General features: G+C 64.6%; 17 protein-coding genes and 1 tRNA gene. 14 read left to right on the top strand and 4 right to left on the bottom strand.

The genetic code is table 11. The annotated features are described in order from the left end of the window. The first annotated feature begins 513 nt into the window (after positions 1-513). Together B6S44_RS10800 and B6S44_RS10805 are read left to right on the top strand one after the other, a co-directional pair. A complete protein-coding gene (locus B6S44_RS10800; protein WP_129156915.1) occupies positions 514-819 on the top strand; it encodes an ETC complex I subunit in 306 nt (101 codons plus the stop codon). A 35-nt stretch (positions 820-854) separates the two neighbouring features. Continuing rightward, positions 855-931 (top strand) — tRNA-Arg (locus B6S44_RS10805). Positions 932-938: 7 nt separating this feature from the next. On the opposite strand, the gene B6S44_RS29335 is transcribed toward B6S44_RS10805, so the two are convergent. Further along, on the bottom strand, positions 939-1,106 hold the full coding sequence (locus B6S44_RS29335) for a hypothetical protein (RefSeq protein ID WP_164985789.1): 168 nt from the start codon (positions 1,104-1,106) through the stop codon (positions 939-941). 98 nt (positions 1,107-1,204) lie between these two features. After that, entirely contained in the window at positions 1,205-1,486 is a 282-nt protein-coding gene (locus B6S44_RS10810; protein ID WP_129156916.1) for a hypothetical protein, read from the bottom strand. Positions 1,487-1,720: 234 nt separating this feature from the next. Here B6S44_RS10810 and B6S44_RS10815 point away from each other — a divergent pair, with 234 nt between their 5' ends. From B6S44_RS10815 to B6S44_RS10835, 5 genes are all read left to right on the top strand, one after another. After that, positions 1,721-3,409 carry an ArnT family glycosyltransferase gene (locus B6S44_RS10815; RefSeq protein ID WP_129156917.1) on the top strand — a complete coding sequence of 563 codons (1,689 nt, stop codon included), beginning with the start codon at positions 1,721-1,723 and terminating at the stop codon, positions 3,407-3,409. Between the two features lie 46 nt (positions 3,410-3,455). Further along, on the top strand, positions 3,456-4,229 hold the full coding sequence (locus B6S44_RS10820) for a glycosyltransferase family 2 protein (RefSeq protein WP_129156918.1): 774 nt from the start codon (positions 3,456-3,458) through the stop codon (positions 4,227-4,229). Then, positions 4,229-4,573 (top strand): lipid-A-disaccharide synthase N-terminal domain-containing protein, encoded by a 345-nt coding sequence (locus B6S44_RS10825; RefSeq protein WP_129156919.1) that lies wholly within the window; start codon positions 4,229-4,231, stop codon positions 4,571-4,573. The genes B6S44_RS10820 and B6S44_RS10825 overlap by 1 nt, the downstream gene beginning before the upstream one ends. Before the next feature lie 185 nt (positions 4,574-4,758). After that, positions 4,759-5,724, top strand: a complete 966-nt coding sequence (locus tag B6S44_RS10830) for an NAD-dependent epimerase/dehydratase family protein (protein WP_129156920.1) — start codon at positions 4,759-4,761, stop codon at positions 5,722-5,724. Further along, positions 5,721-6,956 carry a glycosyltransferase family 4 protein gene (locus B6S44_RS10835; RefSeq protein ID WP_129156921.1) on the top strand — a complete coding sequence of 412 codons (1,236 nt, stop codon included), beginning with the start codon at positions 5,721-5,723 and terminating at the stop codon, positions 6,954-6,956. The genes B6S44_RS10830 and B6S44_RS10835 overlap by 4 nt, the downstream gene beginning before the upstream one ends. Before the next feature lie 61 nt (positions 6,957-7,017). On the opposite strand, the gene metC is transcribed toward B6S44_RS10835, so the two are convergent. Beyond that, positions 7,018-8,208 carry a cystathionine beta-lyase gene (metC, locus tag B6S44_RS10840; protein ID WP_129156922.1) on the bottom strand — a complete coding sequence of 397 codons (1,191 nt, stop codon included), beginning with the start codon at positions 8,206-8,208 and terminating at the stop codon, positions 7,018-7,020. Positions 8,209-8,471: 263 nt separating this feature from the next. On the opposite strand from metC, the gene B6S44_RS10845 reads away from it, so the two are divergent. The 7 genes from B6S44_RS10845 to B6S44_RS10875 all read left to right on the top strand — a co-directional run bounded on the left by B6S44_RS10845 (position 8,472) and on the right by B6S44_RS10875 (position 15,806). Then, on the top strand, positions 8,472-9,497 hold the full coding sequence (locus B6S44_RS10845; RefSeq protein ID WP_129156923.1) for an amino acid ABC transporter substrate-binding protein: 1,026 nt from the start codon (positions 8,472-8,474) through the stop codon (positions 9,495-9,497). A 146-nt stretch (positions 9,498-9,643) separates the two neighbouring features. Next, on the top strand, positions 9,644-10,663 hold the full coding sequence (locus B6S44_RS10850) for an amino acid ABC transporter substrate-binding protein (protein ID WP_129156924.1): 1,020 nt from the start codon (positions 9,644-9,646) through the stop codon (positions 10,661-10,663). A gap of 150 nt (positions 10,664-10,813) precedes the next feature. Then, positions 10,814-11,836, top strand: coding sequence for an amino acid ABC transporter substrate-binding protein (locus B6S44_RS10855; RefSeq protein WP_129156925.1), 1,023 nt, complete (start codon positions 10,814-10,816; stop codon positions 11,834-11,836). Between the two features lie 143 nt (positions 11,837-11,979). Further along, positions 11,980-13,170, top strand: coding sequence for an amino acid ABC transporter permease (locus B6S44_RS10860; RefSeq protein ID WP_248309547.1), 1,191 nt, complete (start codon positions 11,980-11,982; stop codon positions 13,168-13,170). Between the two features lie 10 nt (positions 13,171-13,180). Then, positions 13,181-14,560 carry an amino acid ABC transporter permease gene (locus B6S44_RS10865; protein ID WP_129156926.1) on the top strand — a complete coding sequence of 460 codons (1,380 nt, stop codon included), beginning with the start codon at positions 13,181-13,183 and terminating at the stop codon, positions 14,558-14,560. A 17-nt stretch (positions 14,561-14,577) separates the two neighbouring features. After that, entirely contained in the window at positions 14,578-15,366 is a 789-nt protein-coding gene (locus B6S44_RS10870; RefSeq protein ID WP_465246104.1) for an amino acid ABC transporter ATP-binding protein, read from the top strand. A 158-nt stretch (positions 15,367-15,524) separates the two neighbouring features. After that, complete coding sequence (locus B6S44_RS10875; protein WP_129156927.1) at positions 15,525-15,806, top strand: hypothetical protein; 282 nt, start codon at positions 15,525-15,527, stop codon at positions 15,804-15,806. Between the two features lie 72 nt (positions 15,807-15,878). Here the strand turns inward: B6S44_RS10875 and B6S44_RS10880 are convergent, their stop codons facing one another. Then, positions 15,879-17,042, bottom strand: a complete 1,164-nt coding sequence (locus B6S44_RS10880; protein WP_129156928.1) for a glycerophosphodiester phosphodiesterase — start codon at positions 17,040-17,042, stop codon at positions 15,879-15,881. Positions 17,043-17,140 lie beyond the last annotated feature (98 nt).

Genomic DNA, 17,140 nt, shown 5'->3' on the forward strand with positions numbered 1-17,140 from the left:
CCAGGCACTCGGGCAGGAAACTCAGCTGCGAGCGGTCGGCTCCTTCAACGAAACGACCCATCCGATCCCCCCGCATCGCGGCAGGAAAACACTACCTGACTCGCGCGTTTTTACACAGCCAGGGTCGCAAACGGACTCTCGGTGCATCGGGAATGTCCGCTTCTCGGCAGAACCCCAGCGCCCCCAAAATGGCGCTTCTCGGCCCCGAAAGTGAGCTCTCATGATGTCGATTTTAACCATGGTGTAGCTGGTGCGTCCGCTCTCGCGTGAGACGAGCCGGGGGCAGCGCGACTGCGCTATTTGGTCGGCTGCGCCGCGCTGCCCCCTGTTCGGGGTGACGACTCTGATGATAAGATTGACTTGCCACGCGCAACTCGTCACTAACCCGCTAGAACCTGCCGATGGATAACTGTTATGTTTCTATCGGGGGAACAATGGGAGCAGAGGGTTCCAGATTCGAATCCTGGTGCCCCGACCAATCTCGACGAGCTTTGCCGGAAGGCGAGGGGAAGCATGACGGCACGTATCTATTCGCCGGCGCGCAACGCGATGCAGTCCGGCACGGCCAAAACCGGTCGCTGGCTGCTGGAGTATGAGCCGGAGCGGCCGCGCGAGATCGAGCCGCTGATGGGCTGGACCTCGTCCGGCGACATGAAGAGCCAGCTCAGGCTCTGGTTCGACACGGCCGAGGAGGCTGTCGCCTACGCAACACGCAACGGCATTGCCTATCGCGTGGAGCAGCCGCACGCAGCAAAGCGCCGCACCATGACCTACTCGGACAATTTCAAGTTCAACCGCGTCGGCCAGTGGACGCATTGAGTTGCTGCGCTGGGTTCGCCCCGGCGTCTCTTTCAGGGCCCGTAGCTCAGCTGGATAGAGCAGCAGCCTTCTAAGCTGCTGGTCACAGGTTCGAATCCTGTCGGGCTCGCCACTTTGCCTCACTCCTGCGCCTCATCTCGGCGCAGCTCGAAGGCCAGCATCGCTTCGGCCAGCGCTTCCAGCTCGCGCTCCTTGTCGTTGCTGTCCGGTGCGGCGTTGAGTTCGGTCAGGCGCTGCTGGGCCTGTTCGTAGTCCTCGTCGGTATGAACCGCGATCGGACTCTTCATGATCGTGCTCCTTTCGGCCCGCGTTGACTCTTCACGCGACCAGTGGGTCAACCCTCAATCTGAGATGGGGTTCCGCGGGCTCTGCCGCTATGGGCGCCTCAGTCCTCGCGTCCCCAATTTCGCAGCTGTCGGATCGTTGGCAGGGGTGGGCGCAGGCGCCAGAGCGCCACAGCGAGGTAGCCGACGAAGCCGATGACGTAACCGGGGATGGCCGCGCCAAGTGTCACGGTAACCAGCCCCATGGCGCAGCCGCCGGAATCGCCCGGGCCGCACTTTGGATCGAACAGCAGTGCCGCCATCACGATGGCGAAGCCGGCGAGCATCGCCAGCAGCATGCCGAGGCAACCTATCCAGATCGCCCGCAGCAATATCCTTACCATGGCGTCTCCCGGTGCCGTCTGCATGGCAAACGCTGCCCCTGCGTCGTCGCAGGTCATGAGTGCATCTTGCCGCGATCGGCGTGAAGTCGTAAACGCCCGGCGGCCGGATCGGCCATGATCACGCCCGAAAGGCGGGGCATGGCCCGGATGCATCCGGTTGGTAAAGCGTCTGGTTTCTGATCGCTGCCCGCAACCTCCAAGCTCCAGCCCCTGCCGCGGCTGCAAGGAGTCTCGATGATCTCGCTCGGCTCCGGCCTGGACCGGCTCGCCAATTTCGCCTCCGCGAGTCATTGGCGCGCCTGCCTGCTTCTGGCGCTGCTCTCGCTCGGCGCTTTCCTGCCCGGCTTCGCCAGTCTGCAGCCCTTCGATCGCGACGAGCCGCGCTTCGCTCAGGCCAGCAAGCAGATGCTGGAGACCCGCGACTTCGTCGACATCCGCTTCCAGGACGAGGCCAGGCACAAGAAGCCGGTCGGCATCTACTGGCTGCAGGCGGGAAGCGTTGCCATCGGCGAGGCGCTGGGCGTGCCCCAGGCTCGCACCACGATGTGGCTCTACCGTCTGCCGTCGCTGATCGGCGCCATCGCCACCGTGCTCCTGACCTATTGGGCGCTGCTCGCTTTCGTCGGCGCGCGCCTGGCCCTGCTAGGCGGGGCACTGATGGCGGCAGCCGTGCTGCTCGGCGTCGAGGCGCGCTTTGCCAAGACTGACGCTCTGCTCGCTGCCTGCGCGGTCGCGACCATGGGCGCGCTCGCCCGCGCCTGGCTCGACTGGACGCGCTCACTCGCCTTTGTGCCGAGCCGCCACAACTGGTTGGTGTTCTGGTCGGCAACGGCGCTCGGCCTGTTGCTCAAGGGCCCGATAGTCCCAATGGTCTGGGGCCTGGCGGTGCTTGTCCTCGCCATTCGCGAGCGCTCGCTACGCTGGCTCGCGCCGCTGCGGCCCGGGCTCGGCCTGCTCCTCTGCCTGATTGTCGTGCTGCCCTGGTTCGTTGCCATCGCGGTGAAGACCGGCGGCGATTTCTTCGCCGAGAGCGTCGGCAAGGACATGCTCGCCAAGGTCGGGGAGGGGCAGGAAAAGCATTGGGGCCCGCCCGGCCTCTATCTGCTGCTGTTCTTCGGCACCTATTGGCCCTCGGCTGCGCTGGCGGCGATGGCGATCCCGTTCGCCTGGGTGAAGCGCCGCGAGCCGCAGATCCTGTTCCTCATTGCCTGGATCGTGCCGTCCTGGCTCGTCTTCGAGGCGGTGCCGACCAAGCTGCCGCACTATGTGCTGCCGCTTTATCCGGCGATCACGGCCCTGCTTCTGCTCGCGCTCGTCAATGGCGGCATCAACCGCTTCCGCCGCGGTTCGACTTTGACCGCCTTCCTCGTCGTCGCGGTGCCGGCGGCGCTCGTCGGCGTGCTGCTCTACGGCACCTGGACGCTCGACCGGACCTTGCCTTGGCTGGCCCTGCCGGTCCTGGCGCTCGCGCTCTTCGTTGCCTTCCGCGGTTTCCTGGCCTTCCGCCAGGGCGCGTTCGAGGGTGCGCTCTGGCGCGGTGTGATCGCGAGCCTGCTGCTCAGCGCCGGCGTCTTCGGTCTTGCCTCGCCGAGCCTGCGCGGCCTCAAGCTGTCGCCGCGGCTGGCGGAGGCGGTGCAGGCCGTGACCTGCCCGAATCCGCAGGTCATCACCGTCGGCTACCGCGAGCCGAGTCTCGTCTTCCTGGTCGGAACCGATCTGCGCATGGGCGCCGATGGGAGCGTCGCGGCCACCTTCCTGCGGGAGCCCGGCTGCCGGGTGGCGCTGGTCGAGGGCCGTTTCCTCGACGGCTTCCGCCAGACGCTTGCCGCGTCGGGACAGGCGCCTCGGCTCCTGACCACGATCTCCGGCTTCAACCTGAACGGCGGCAAGCGCCTCGACATCAGCGTCTTTGTCCGCGAGTGATCGACGCTTGCCCCACCGTGGCGGTTGACGCAGTTTGCGCGCCGCAATGCAGAAAGACTTGGAATCCGTGACTGAACCTGTGCCTTCAACCGGCCAGCCCCGCCTCAGCATCGTCGTGCCGGTGCGCAACGAGGAGGGCAATATCGCGCCGCTCGTCCGCGACATCGAGGCCGCTTGCGCCGATCTCGGCCTCTTCGAGCTGATCTATGTCGATGACGGTTCGAGTGACGGCACGGCGGCCGCGCTCGCCGAGCTGGCCGCGACGCGCCCCTGGTTGCGAATCGTCCGTCATGCACAGTCCTGCGGCCAGTCGGCGGCGGTGCGCAGCGGGGTGAGGGCGGCGGCCGCCCCGATCGTTGCGACCCTCGACGGCGACGGCCAGAACGATCCCTCCTTCATTCCGGCGATGCTGGCCCAGCTCGAGGCGGCAGGGGCCTCTGCCGGCCTGGTCCAGGGCCAGCGCGTCGGGCGCAAGGACACGGGCTTCAAGCGCATGCAATCGCGCATCGCCAACAAGGTGCGTGGCGCCGTCCTCAAGGACGCTACGCGCGATACTGGCTGCGGCCTGAAGTGCTTCCGGCGCGAGGCCTATCTGGCGCTGCCCTATTTCGATGCGCTGCACCGCTTCATGCCGGCTCTCGTGGTGCGCGAAGGCCTTACGGTCCTGCATCACGACGTGCGCGACAGGCAGCGCCTGACGGGGGTCTCGAATTACGGTTTCTTCGACCGGCTCTGGGTCGGCATCCTCGACCTCGCCGGCGTCTGGTGGCTGATCCGGCGTCACAAGCGCGTGCCGCAGATCCTGACGGAGGCGCGCTGATGCTCATCGACCTGCAGAACATGATCGGGAATTATTTCCACGACGTCTTCGTCAACAAGGTCGACTGGTGGGTGCTGCTCGGCGTCGTCGCGCAAGGCCTCTTCACCATGCGCTTCGTGGTGCAGTGGCTTGCCAGTGAGAAGGCGCAGCGCTCCGTCGTGCCGATGACGTTCTGGTGGTTCTCGATCGGCGGCGGCATGCTGCTTTTGATCTACGCGCTCTATCGCCGTGATCCGGTCTTCATCATCGGCCAGGGCTTCGGCGTGTTCGTCTACCTGCGCAACCTGCAGTTCGTGCTGCGCGCGAAGGCGCGCGGCGAGGACACAAATTCCGCGCCGGGCTAGGGCTGACGGGAGCCGATACGCAGCGACGAACAGCTTGCGTCGGCTCGCATGCCTCGCGAGATATCCGTGTTGGGCCGTTCTGGACGGGCGGCGCAGGAGTACTAGTCCGCACGCACCAGTTCCCAGTCCCGCCGCAACTGTCTTGAATTCCTCCAGACTGCAGCCTTCTGGCAGGGAGAGGGATTTTGACCGATAATCGTCGCATTCTGGTGACCGGCGGCAATGGCTATGTCGGCCGACAGGTTGTTCGCCGGCTGTGCGATTCATCCGATGTCTGCGTCATCGACAATCTGCGCATCGGACCGATGCGGTTCTCCGAAAGCGAGCTCCGGCGCATCCGCTTCGAACGCGCCGACATCACCAGCAGGTCGAGCGTCCAAGCCATCGTCGAGGATTTCCGACCGGACGCCATCATCCATCTCGCGGCGATCCACTACATCCCCGAATGCGAGCAGGAGCCGGCAGAGACGCTCCGGACCAACGTGCTCGGCGCGATGAACATGCTCCTTGCCGCGCCTACCGGAAGCCGCTTCGTCTATGCGAGCAGCGGTGCGGTCTACAAGCCCGACACGCATCCTCACTGCGAAGGGACCGCATTGCTCGAACCGAGTGACATCTATGGGCTGAGCAAGCTGCAAGGCGAGCAATATGTCCGCTACATCGCGAGCATGCGCGCGCTGTCGGCGGTGGTGGTGAGGCTCTTCAATGTCGTTGGCCCTGGCGAGACCAATCCGCATCTCGTGCCGGAGATCGTCGCCCAGTTGAAATCCGGGCGCACCACCATCAAGCTGGGCAATCGCTGGCCCAAACGGGACTACATCCATGTCGAGGATGCAGCGCGCGGCTTCGCGACCGTGGCCACCGCCGAGGCGTTGGCGGCGGGCGCGACGGTGACGGTCAATCTGGGAACTTCCCAGTCCTATTCGGTTGACGAAATCCTGCATAAGCTCCGCGATATCGCGCAGATCCGCTTTTCATTGGAGGAAGACAGCGCGCGCCTTCGCCCCGTCGACAGGCCCGTTCTCATCGCCGACACGACGCAGATCCGCCAACGCTTCGGCTGGAAGCCGTCCTTCACCATCGACGACGCCTTGCGTGATCTCTGGCGCGAGCCGGACCTCGCGGCCTCTCTGACCGCGAAATACGCATGATCCGCGTCCTGTCGGTGATCGTGGCGCCGCCCCATCTCGCCGTCAGCGGCGCCGGACGGGCCGGTGAGCAACTCAGTGTCGCTCTCACCGACCACTGCCGGGTGACCGTCGCCAGCATGATGGGGCCGCAGGTTGCGGCTGATGACGGAAAGCTGCGCAGAACGCCGGTCAAGGTGAGCTTGCCGTGGCCCCTGCGTTCCCGGCGCCTGCCGAACCGTTATCGGACGCTGTTCTACCGTTCGGATATTCCCCGGCTTGTTCGCACCGGGGATTTCGACATCGTTCACCTGCACAATCCGATGCCGGCGCTCGAGATGGCGCGGATTGCCCGCGCCTGCCGGCGCGCGCGCATCCCCTACGTCGTCTCGACCCACGGCTTCAACGAAATCGCCAATGGCGAGCGAGTCTACGGGTTCGGATTCCTTCAGCGCTTGATCTGGAACGCGCTCGTAAAAATCCCGGTCTCGTCGACGGTTAGGGGAGCATCCGCGATCTTCACCTTGTCGGCAGCGGACGACGGCATCGTGCGCCAGATGGGGTTCGCCAGCGCGGCGATCGCGAACGTTCCGAATGGCGTGCCTGTCCCAGCGGAGGCCGACCCCGCCCGCGATACCGCCATCCATCTGCATCTCGGCATACCCGAACGCAGCCCGGGTCAGATCACATGCATGTTCTTGGCGAACCACACCCCGAACAAGGGCCTGCCCATCCTGCTGTCGGCCTTCTCGCAGCTCGAATGCCCCTATCTCCTGATCGTCGGCGGCGAGAAAAGGCCGGAGATAGATTATGGCCTCGCGACGCAGCAGCGAAGGCCGGATCAGCGGATCGTGGTTACTGGGCGGCTCGCCGACGAGGAGGTGGTCGCCTTGTTCCGACGCTCGGATCTCTTCGTGTTTCCGACGCTCGCCGACACATTCCCGTTATCGATCCTCGAAGCGATGTCGTACGGCCTCCCGGTCCTTGCGTCGAATGTCGGCGGAATTCCCCATCAGCTCGACGAGAAATGCGGGAGGCTGGTCAAGCCCGGAGCGGCCGGGGAACTCATCGACGCGATCAACGATCTCACGCGAGCGCCGGAAATCCTCGCCGAGATGGGGCGGCACGCACGTGCCCGCGTCGCCGCGCAATTTACCTGGGAGAGCGCCGCGACGCGCGCCTGCGTCGAATATGAGCGCCTGCTGCGGTTTTCCGCCACGAGCACGCCATTGCGCGCAAGGGCGCATCCCCGGTAAGTCCATAGGCGGTTGGCGAAGGGGAACTCGGTGGTTTAGCTCCGACCTAAAGTCTCGGAGTCTATCCGCCGGCCCTGAGCCGTGCGAAGCCGGCGTCGAGATCCTCCTTGAGGTCCTCCAGGTCTTCCAGGCCGATATGGAACCGGATCGTCGGCCCCTTGAAGCCGGGCTTGGTTGCGGTGCGGTAGCGGGTGCAGTCGAACGGCAGCACGAGGCTCTCATAGCCGCCCCAGGACGCGCCCATGCCGAACAGCGTGAGCCCGTCGAGCATGGCGGCCACCGCCTTCATCGAAACTGGCTCGAGCTCGATCGAGAACAGCGAGCAGGCGCCGGTGAAATCGCGCTTCCAGATGGCATGGCCCGGATCATCAGGCAGGGCCGGGTGCAGGACGCGGGCGACCTCGGGCCGCGCCGCCAGCCAGTTCGCCATCTCCAGCCCCGCCGGCTGCAGCTCCTTGAGCCGGATGGCGAGAGTACGGATGCCACGCAGCGTCAGATAGGCGTCCTCGGGCGCAATGATCACGCCGAGTGCGTCCCAGGTCCGCTGGAGCTGGCCGTAGAGCTCCGGTGTGCGGGCCGACACCGTGCCGATCAGCACGTCTGAATGGCCGGCATAGTACTTCGTCCCGGCCTGGACCGAGACATCGACGCCGAAGCTGTGCGCATCGAAAAGAAGCGGCGTCGCCCAGGTGTTGTCCATCATCACCATGATGTCGCGGGCATGGGCCGCAGCGACGATCGCCGGTATGTCCTGGACCTCCAGGGTCTGGGATCCCGGCGACTCGGTCCAGACGGCCCTGGTGTTCGGCTTGAACAACTCGGCGATGCCTTCGCCGATGAGCGGGTCATAATAGGTGACCTCGACGCCATAGCGCGGCAGCATCCGCTCGCAGAAATTGCGCATCGGATGATAGACGCTGTCGGTCACGAGAAAGTGGTCGCCGGCGGTCAGGAAGGCGAGGGTGGGCAAGGTGCAGGCGAGCAGGCCAGACGAGCAGGCGAGTACGCCGGCGCCGCCCTCCATCGTGTGGGCCGCGGCGAGCAGCGCATCGATCGTCGGGCTGCCGGAGGTGCCGTAGCTGTAGCGCGCCTTGCGGACCAGGAAATCCGCGGTGTTCGGATAGATCACGGTCGACCCGCGCACGATCGGCGGATTGACGAAACCGTAGCTGTCGGTGGAGTCGCGGCCGGCGAGGACGAGACGGGTTTTCTCGCGCAGGCGCGCGAATTCGGGCTTCGAGAGCTTTTTCATGGACCGGGAGCGACGCGTGCGGGAGGGGGTGGGTTGTGGCCGCACTTGACCACCTCCGGAAAGTCGCATGTGATGCCTGCTGTGAAAAGAGGCAGGCGCATGGGGAGCCCTTGCTTGACGCTCATGAGCGGCTCTGGCAATCGACCCGGGCCGTGTTTCGCTTAAATTTTCGGCATCGAAACGGGACATCAAGTCGCGACGATGCGGTGACCGGCAGGTTCCGGCCGGCAGACGCCGGCGGGGCAACAATGGGAGAGATCAGAATGAAGAAATTCATGGCAGCCGCTGTCGCCGGCCTCGGCTTCGCGCTGGCGGCGGTGAGCGCTCAGGCGCAGGCGCCTCAAACGCTCAATCAGGTCAAGAGCCGCGGCATCCTGAACTGCGGCTCCAACACCGGCCTCGCCGGCTTCGGCGTGCCGGATGGCCAGGGCAACTGGGCCGGGCTCGACGTCGATTACTGCCGCGCCATCGCGGCCGCGATCTTCAACGACCCGACCAAGGTGAAGTTCATCCCGCTCTCGGCCAAGGACCGCTTCACGGCCCTGCAGTCGGGCGAGGTCGACGTGCTCGTGCGCAACTCGACCTGGACGATGTCGCGCGACACCGCGCTCGGCCTGCTGTTCACCGGCGTGAACTACTATGACGGCCAGGGCTTCCTGGTCCGCAAGAAGCTCGGCGTGAATTCAGCGCTGCAGCTCAACGGCGCCTCGGTCTGCACCCAGCAGGGCACCACGACCGAACTCAACCTCGCCGACTTCTTCCGCGCCAACAACCTGAAGTACGAGGTCGTCGCTTTCGCGAGTGCGGATGAGACGGTCAAGGCCTATGATTCCGGCCGCTGCGACGCCTTCACCACCGACGCTTCGGGCCTCTATGCCGAGCGCCTGAAGCTGACCGCGCCGGACGATCACATGGTCCTGCCCGAGATCATCTCGAAGGAGCCGCTCGGCCCGTCGACCCGCAACAATGACGGGCAGTGGTTCGGCCTGATCAAGTGGGTGCACTACGCCATGCTCAACGCCGAGGAACTCGGCGTGACCAAGGCGAATGTCGACGAGATGCTGAAGTCGAGCAACCCCGAGATCAAGCGTCTGCTCGGGACCGAGGGCAAGTTCGGCGAGAGCGTCGGCCTGACCGCCGATTGGGCCTACCGGATCGTCAAGCACGTCGGCAATTACGGCGAGAGCTTCGAGAAGAATGTCGGCCAGGGCTCGCTGCTGAAGATCGCTCGCGGCCAGAACGCGCTGTGGACCAAGGGCGGCCTGCAATACGCGCCGCCGGTTCGCTAAGGAACCATGCGGGGCGGGCGCCTCCGGCGTCCGCCCCGATTCTTTCTAAGCTACTGGAAAAAATGGCTTGCCCGGTCGCGCTTGGTCCGGGATTTGCCAACCTATCGAGGACGGGATCAACCCGTTCCGCCGGACAGGGGAAGTACATGATCAGAGTGATCAGCGCGGCGCTGCTCGTCGTCGCCGCTGCCTTTGGCGTCGCTAGTGCACAGGCGCAACAGACCCTTGCTCAGATCAAGAGCCGCGGGGTCCTGAACTGCGGGTCCAATACCGGCCTGATCGGCTTTGGCGCGCCTGATGCACAGGGCAACTGGAACGGCCTCGACGTCGAATATTGCCGCGCCATCGCCGCGACGATCTTCAATGACCCCGCCAAGGTGAAGTTCATTCCGCTCTCGGCCAATGATCGCTTCAAGGCGCTCCTAGGGGGCGAGGTCGACGTGCTCGTGCGCAATTCGAGCTGGACCATCACGAACGACACGCCGCCCGGCCTGCTCTTCACCAACGTCAACTATTATGACGGCCAGGGCCTGATGGTGCGCCGCAAGCTCGGAGTCATGTCGGCGATGCAGCTGGCCGGCGCGTCGATCTGCGTGCAGCGGGGCACGACGACCGAGCTTAATGTGGTCGACTACTTCAAGACCAACAATCTCAGGCATACGATCGTCGCCTTCGACACCGGCCCGGAAACGCTCAAGGCCTATGATGCCGGGCGTTGCGATGCCTTCACCACGGACGCCTCGTCCCTCTATGCCGAGCGCATGAAGCTGACGGCACCGGACGACCACATGGTTCTGGTGGAGATCATCTCGAAGGAGCCGCTCGGCCCTTTGACGCGCGACAACGACTCGCAATGGTTCAAGCTGGTGCGCTGGGTCCACTTCGCCATGCTGAACGCCGAGGAACTCGGCGTGACCAAGGCCAATGTCGACCAGATGCGGGGATCGGCCAATCCCGAAATCAGGCGTCTGCTCGGCGTCGATGGCAGGTTCGGCGAGGGCCTCGGCCTGGCGAACGACTGGGCCTACCGGATCGTCAAGCATGTCGGCAATTACGGTGAAAGCTTCGAGCGCACTGTCGGCAGTCGCTCGGTGCTGAGGATGTCGCGGGGCCAGAATGCGCTCTGGACCAAGGGAGGGTTACAGTACGCGCCGCCGATCCGGTGAGCTTCTGGTAGCCCCCGTGCCTTTGCGGGCGGCTCCATCGTTTCGTTAGGGAGAGGAAGAGGAGACTGCGGCCGGCGGGGACTGGCCTGGAGCTTGCTAGCTAACCGAGAGCGGGAGAACCCGTTCCGCCAGACAGGGGACAGAACAATCATGAAACAAGTCATTGGGGCGGCGCTCATCGCCGTCACCGCCGCCATATCTGCGAGCGGAGCACTGGCCCAGTCGGCCACTCTGGCGCAGGTCAAGAATCGCGGCATCGTGCTCTGCGGCTCCGGCACCGGTCTCGCCGGTTTCGGCATCCCTGATCAGCAGGGCAATTGGAGCGGCATGGACGTGGACGTCTGCCGCGCCGTCGCCTCGGCGATCTTCAACGATCCGAACAAGGTCAAGTTCATTCCGCTCTCGGCCAAGGATCGCTTCACCTCGCTGCAGTCGGGTGAGGTCGATCTCCTGTCGCGCACCACGACCTGGACGATCTCGCGGGACACCGCGCTCGGGCTGAACTTCGCCGGCGTCAACTACTATGACGGCCAGGGCTTCATGGTGCGCAAGAAGCTCGGCGTCGATTCCGTGCTGAAGCTCGCCGGCGCCTCGATCTGCACCCAGCAGGGCACCACGACCGAACTCAACCTCGCCGACTATTTCCGCGCCAACAAGATCAAGTACGAGGTCGTCGCCTTCGCCTCCAACCAGGAGACGGTCAAGGCCTATGAGGCCGGCCGCTGCGACGCCTTCACCACCGACGCCTCGGGCCTTTACGCCGAGCGTCTGACACTCTCGAATCCGGACGATCACATGGTGTTGCCGGAGATCATCTCGAAGGAACCGCTTGGCCCGGTTGTGCGCCATGGCGACGATGTCTGGCTCGATATCGTCAAATGGTCGCTCTTCGCCATGATCAACGCCGAGGAACTGGGCGTCACCAAGGCGAATGCCGACGAGATGCTCAAATCCGAGAATCCGGAGATCAAGCGTCTGGTCGGGACCGAAGGCAAGTTCGGCGAACCGATGGGCCTGACCAATGACTGGGCCTATCGGATCGTCAAGCATGTCGGCAATTACGGCGAGAGCTTCGAGCGCAATGTCGGCTCGGGCTCGCTGCTCAAGATCGCGCGTGGCCAGAATGCGCTCTGGACCAAGGGCGGCCTGCAATACGCGCCGCCGATCCGGTGAGGATTGCCGATGCGCGGCACGCGTCGCGCATCGGGCATTGAAGCTGTCTTGTTCCGGCGAACCGGATAAGAATACGGGCTGGCGACGATCCGAGGGGGGCGTCGCCAGACCCTCGGTCGCCAACACTCAGAAGGGCGTCAGACGTGTCGACTACTTCCGCAGAGGTCAAGCCGGGCAGAGCCTCGGTGTTCTACGACCCGAAGATTCGGGGCTATTTCTACCAGATACTGCTGCTCGCCGTGGTCGGCTTCCTGATCTGGTCTGCGGCCTCGAACGCGATCGAGAACCTGCGAGCCCAGAAGATCGCCTCCGGTTTCGGCTTCTGGCACAACGCGGCCGGCTTCGATGTCAACCAGAAGCTGATCCCGTTCAGCGCGTCGGGCTCGACCTATGGCCAGGCCTTCTGGGTCGGCCTGCTCAACACGCTGCTGGTGGCCTCGATCGGCATCGTGCTCTCGACCTTCCTCGGCTTCTTCGTCGGCGTCGCCAGGCTTTCGAGCAACTGGATCGTGTCCAAGCTCGCGATGATCTATGTCGAGGTCATCCGCAACCTGCCGCTGCTGCTGCAGCTGTTCTTCTGGTACAATGCGGTGCTGAAGCCGCTGCCCAATCCGCGCCAGTCGATCGAGCTGCCGGCCGGCTTCCTGCTCAACAATCGCGGCCTCTATGTGCCCGATCCGCAGTTAGGCCCCGGCGGCAATCTCATCATCTGGGCGCTGCTGATCGGCCTGGTCGCGACCTTCGTCTTCCGCTCCTGGGCGCACAAGCAGCAGGCCGCGACCGGTAAGCAGTATCCGATCGGCCTGATTGCCTTCGGCCTGATCATCGTCCTGCCGCTGCTGGTCTATTTCGCCACCGGCCGGCCGGTCACCTTCGTCTATCCGGAGCTCGCCGGCTTCAACCTGCGCGGCGGCATCCAGATTTTCCCTGAGTTTGTCGCGCTGCTGGTTGGCCTGACCACCTACACCGCCGGCTTCATCGCCGAGGTGGTCCGCGCCGGCATCCTCGCCGTCTCGAAGGGGCAGACCGAGGCGGCCAACGCGCTCGGCCTGCGGGCGGGGCCGACGCTGAAGCTCGTCGTCATCCCGCAGGCGATGCGGGTCATCATCCCGCCGCTGACCTCGAACTACCTCAACCTGACCAAGAACTCCTCGCTCGCCGTCGCGATCGGCTATCCTGATCTCGTCCAGGTCTTCACCGGCACGGTGCTGAACCAGACCGGCCAGGCGGTCGAGGTCGTCGCCATCACCATGGCGGTCTATCTGACCATCTCGCTGGTGACGTCGTTTTTCATGAACATCTACAACAAGCGCATGGCGCTGGTGGAACGGTGAGGGCGCCCCGATGACCGACGCAACCACCGAAATGGCTCCCTACGCCTTCGTCCGCAGGGAGACGCTGGAGCAGCAACCGGCGCCGCTCTCCGTCGCCGGGCCGCTCGCCTGGGTCCGGCAGCATCTGCTCTCCAGCCCGCTCAACATCGCGCTGACGCTGGTCTGCCTCTACCTCGTCGTCGACTCGGTGCCGGGGCTGATCCGCTTCTACTTCCTTGACGCGGTCTGGACCGGTACGAGCCGCGATGCCTGCCTTGCCGACAAGGTCGGCCGGCCGGTCGGCGCCTGCTGGGCCTATATCGCCGATCGCTTCCAGTATTTCATCTATGGCTCCTATCCGATCAGCCAGCGCTGGCGCGTGAACATCGTCTTCGTCTTGTTCGCGCTCGGCGTCGTCTGGCTGCTCTGGAACCAGGCGCCCAAGAAGAAGCTCGGCATCTTCTTCTTCTTCGTGCTGCTGCCGATCTCGGCCTATGTGCTGCTGCTCGGTGGCCCCGGTGCCGAGCGCTTCCTCGGCTTCTGCCTCTCGGTGACGCTGGCGCTCGCGGCGCTCTATGTCGTGCTCTCCTTCGTGCCGCAGCTTGTCCGCTTCTACATCGGGGAAGCCGCGGTCGGTGTGGTTCAGGAGTTGCCGATTTGGAAGCGCTTTTTCGGACCAAAGCAGCTCGTCCTGTTCGCCCTCGTCGTCTTCGGCTTCCTTAGCCTGCTGGCGAATAGCCCTGGTCTGCCCAGGGTCGACACCGGCCTCTGGGGCGGCATGACGGTGACCTTCCTGATCGCAGCGGTCGGTATCGTCTTTTCGCTGCCGCTCGGGGTCGTCCTGGCTCTGGGGCGCCGCTCCAGGTTGCCGATCATCCAGCTGCTCTCGGTGATCTTCATCGAGTTCGTCCGCGGCGTGCCGCTGATCACCGTGCTGTTCATGGCCAACACCATGCTGCCGCTCTTTGTGCCGCAGGAGTACTCGCCGGACCGGTTGCTGCGGCCGCTGGTTGGCGTTGCGCTCTTTGCCGCCGCCTACATGGCCGAGGTGGTGCGCGGCGGCCTCCAGGCCATGCCCAAGGGCCAGTATGAGGGCGCGATGTCGCTCGGCCTCGGCTACTGGAGCATGATGCGGCTGATCATCCTGCCGCAGGCGCTGCGCATCGTGATCCCGGGCATCGTCAACACCTTCATCGGGCTGTTCAAGGATACGACGCTGGTCACCATCGTCGGCATCTTCGACTTCCTGCGTACCATCGAGGCCACCCTGGTCGATCCGACCTGGGCGACGCCGACGACCCGCGCGACGGGCTATGCTTTCGCTGCGGTTTTCTATTTCCTGTGTTGCTGGGGCATGTCGCGCTACTCGATTGCAGTCGAGAAGCGGCTTGCCGCCGGCCAGAAGCGTTGAGGGGAACAATCATGGCTATGGCAGAAACCACCAGCGCGCGCCCGTCCGCGCTGAAGCAGACCGCGCTCAACACCGCGACTGCCGTCGAGATGATCGCCGTCAACAAGTGGTACGGCGAGTTCCACGTGTTGCGCGATATCAATCTCAAAGTCTCGCGCGGCGAGAAGCTGGTCATCTGCGGCCCGTCCGGCTCCGGCAAATCGACGATGATCCGCTGCATCAACCGGCTCGAGGAGCATCAGAAGGGCCAGATCATCGTCGACGGCACCGAGCTCACCAACGACCTCAAGAAGATCGACGAGATTCGCCGCGACGTCGGCATGGTGTTCCAGCACTTCAACCTGTTCCCGCATCTGACGATCCTGGAGAACCTGACCCTGGCGCCGATCTGGGTTCGCAAGATGCCCAAGAAGGATGCCGAGGAGATCGCGATGCACTATCTCAAGCGCGTCAAGATCCCCGAGCAGGCATTGAAGTACCCGGGCCAGCTCTCCGGCGGCCAGCAGCAGCGCGTCGCCATTGCCCGCTCGCTGTGCATGAGCCCGAAGATCATGCTGTTCGACGAGCCGACCTCGGCGCTCGACCCGGAAATGGTCAAGGAGGTGCTCGATACCATGGTCTCGCTCGCCGACGAGGGCATGACCATGCTCTGCGTCACGCACGAGATGGGCTTTGCCCGTCAGGTCGCCGACCGAGTGATCTTCATGGACGCTGGCCAGATCGTTGAGATGAACGAGCCCAACGAGTTCTTCAAGAACCCGCAGCACGAGCGCACCAAGCTCTTCCTCAGCCAGATCCTGCACTGATCAGACTGACCTCCTGCTTGCTTGCAACGGCGCCTTCACGGGCGCCGTTTGCATGTCGGCTGCCTCGATTGACGTAGCCTTGCCAGGCCCCCGAAGCGGCCTTGTTGGAACTTTCCGGAATGGCTGCGGTTGTTTCCCTCGAAATCGGAGGAAACATCATGAAACTCGTTCTCACGACTATGGTCGCTGGATTGCTGCTCGGTAGTGCCGGCGTCTATGCCCAATCGGTCGATATCGGCCCCGGCGGTGTCAGCGTCGACACGCGCTCTCCGCGTGATCGCGCGATCGACCGTGATATCCGCCGCGAGGACCGGATGCGCGAGCGTGATCGCTGGGAGCGTCGCCGGGCCTATCGCGCCGAGCGCGATTGCCGGACCGTGACTCAGGTTCGCGAGACCCCGCGCGGAGAGGTGCGTCGCACGACGCGTGTCTGTGACTGAGCGTGAGTTGAGTTGCGTTAGGTAAGGCGAGACCGCCGCACCCAGTCGGGAGCGGCGGTCTTGCGTTGTGGATTACTTGGCGTTGCGCGCCTTAACGGCCGCATCGGGGAAGTCCGAGAACAGCCCGTCGATGCCGAGTGCCAGATAGGCCTTGTACTCGGCCGTCGGATCGCCCTTGAAGTCGGAGGCGAGGCGCTTGGGCTCGCTGCGGAAGGTCCAGGTGTGGACGAAGAGCCCGACGGCGTGGGCGTTCTTGACGACGTCGGTCGGCGGCAGCAGCACACGGTCGCGCTCGTCGATCGTCCCGTCACCGTTGAGATCGCGCGGCTTGCCGTCGTCGCCGATCACCTGCTTGGCCGGCATCAGATAGGGCTTCCAGGGACCGACGCCATCGGCATAGGTCTTGATCTCCTTCAGCCCCTCGGCCGTGACGAGGTCCTTGAAGGTGCGCTTGTCGCCGGTGACGGCGAAGTCGTAGGGCTTGTCGAACGGGGCGGCGAGCACGATGCCGCCGTCCTTGTCGACATCATCGGCGTCGACGAGCTGAATCAGGCGCAGCTGCGTCTTGCCGCGCAGATATTTGAGGTTGGCAGTCTCGAAGCTCTGGATGAACACCGGCGAGGTCTTCTCGGTCCAGCCGGCGGCCTTCAGCTGATCGAGCAGTCTGTCCTCGATCGCAAGGCCCATCGCGGAGTGATAGGTCGAGTGCTTGATCTCCGGATAGATGCCGATGGTGCGGCCGATCCGGGTGCTCTCGGCCTTGGCGAGGTCGATGACCTGCTGTAGCGTCGGAATTTCATATTTGCCGTTATGCGACTGGTCGCGGTCGGCGAAAGCCTGCTTGGCCCGCAGCGTCTTGATCTCGGCGAGGGTGAAGTCGGAGGCGAACCAGTCGGTGGTGTCGACGCCGTCGATCTTGCGGGTCAGCTTGCGCGCGGCGAATTCCGGCCGGGTCGAGACGTCGGTGGTGCCGGACAGCATCGGCTCGTGGCGGACGACGAGGTGGCCGTCCTTGGTCGAGACCAGGTCGGGTTCGATGAAATCGACGCCATGCTCGATCGCGAGCTTATAGGCTTCCAGCGTATGTTCCGGCAGATAGCCGCTGGCGCCACGATGGCCGACGATCAGCGCCGGCTTGCCGTCAAGTGTCGGTGCGGGGCTTTGGGCCAGGGCGGGCGCGGCCAGCGCCAAGACAAAGGTCGCCAGCATCGTGGCCGGCTGGAACAGGGGCTTCATCTCGTCCGATCCTCGTGTCCTGTGGAAGGTCGCGAAACTGCTCGGTCGATATGACAGGCCGGTGAAGGCCCGTTTGCCTCTTCGCAATGCCGGGAAGT

The sequence above is a fragment of the Allobosea sp. Tri-44 genome (genome assembly GCF_004123845.1).
In the GTDB taxonomy this organism is placed as follows: domain Bacteria; phylum Pseudomonadota; class Alphaproteobacteria; order Rhizobiales; family Beijerinckiaceae; genus Allobosea.

Excerpts from the sequence above, each read along its gene's own strand:
- B6S44_RS10815 (WP_129156917.1), top strand. The coding sequence starts at position 1,721 with ATGATCTCGCTCGGCTCCGGCCTGGACCGGCTCGCCAATTTCGCCTCC.
- B6S44_RS10825 (WP_129156919.1), top strand. The coding sequence starts at position 4,229 with ATGCTCATCGACCTGCAGAACATGATCGGGAATTATTTCCACGACGTC.
- B6S44_RS10850 (WP_129156924.1), top strand. The coding sequence starts at position 9,644 with ATGATCAGAGTGATCAGCGCGGCGCTGCTCGTCGTCGCCGCTGCCTTT.
- B6S44_RS10820 (WP_129156918.1), top strand. The coding sequence starts at position 3,456 with ATGCAGAAAGACTTGGAATCCGTGACTGAACCTGTGCCTTCAACCGGC.
- B6S44_RS10810 (WP_129156916.1), bottom strand. The coding sequence starts at position 1,486 with ATGGTAAGGATATTGCTGCGGGCGATCTGGATAGGTTGCCTCGGCATG.
- B6S44_RS10875 (WP_129156927.1), top strand. The coding sequence starts at position 15,525 with ATGAAACTCGTTCTCACGACTATGGTCGCTGGATTGCTGCTCGGTAGT.
- B6S44_RS10845 (WP_129156923.1), top strand. The coding sequence starts at position 8,472 with ATGAAGAAATTCATGGCAGCCGCTGTCGCCGGCCTCGGCTTCGCGCTG.
- B6S44_RS10880 (WP_129156928.1), bottom strand. The coding sequence starts at position 17,042 with ATGAAGCCCCTGTTCCAGCCGGCCACGATGCTGGCGACCTTTGTCTTG.
- B6S44_RS10835 (WP_129156921.1), top strand. The coding sequence starts at position 5,721 with ATGATCCGCGTCCTGTCGGTGATCGTGGCGCCGCCCCATCTCGCCGTC.
- B6S44_RS10800 (WP_129156915.1), top strand. The coding sequence starts at position 514 with ATGACGGCACGTATCTATTCGCCGGCGCGCAACGCGATGCAGTCCGGC.
- B6S44_RS10865 (WP_129156926.1), top strand. The coding sequence starts at position 13,181 with ATGACCGACGCAACCACCGAAATGGCTCCCTACGCCTTCGTCCGCAGG.
- B6S44_RS10855 (WP_129156925.1), top strand. The coding sequence starts at position 10,814 with ATGAAACAAGTCATTGGGGCGGCGCTCATCGCCGTCACCGCCGCCATA.
- B6S44_RS29335 (WP_164985789.1), bottom strand. The coding sequence starts at position 1,106 with ATGAAGAGTCCGATCGCGGTTCATACCGACGAGGACTACGAACAGGCC.
- B6S44_RS10870 (WP_465246104.1), top strand. The coding sequence starts at position 14,578 with ATGGCAGAAACCACCAGCGCGCGCCCGTCCGCGCTGAAGCAGACCGCG.
- metC (WP_129156922.1), bottom strand. The coding sequence starts at position 8,208 with ATGAAAAAGCTCTCGAAGCCCGAATTCGCGCGCCTGCGCGAGAAAACC.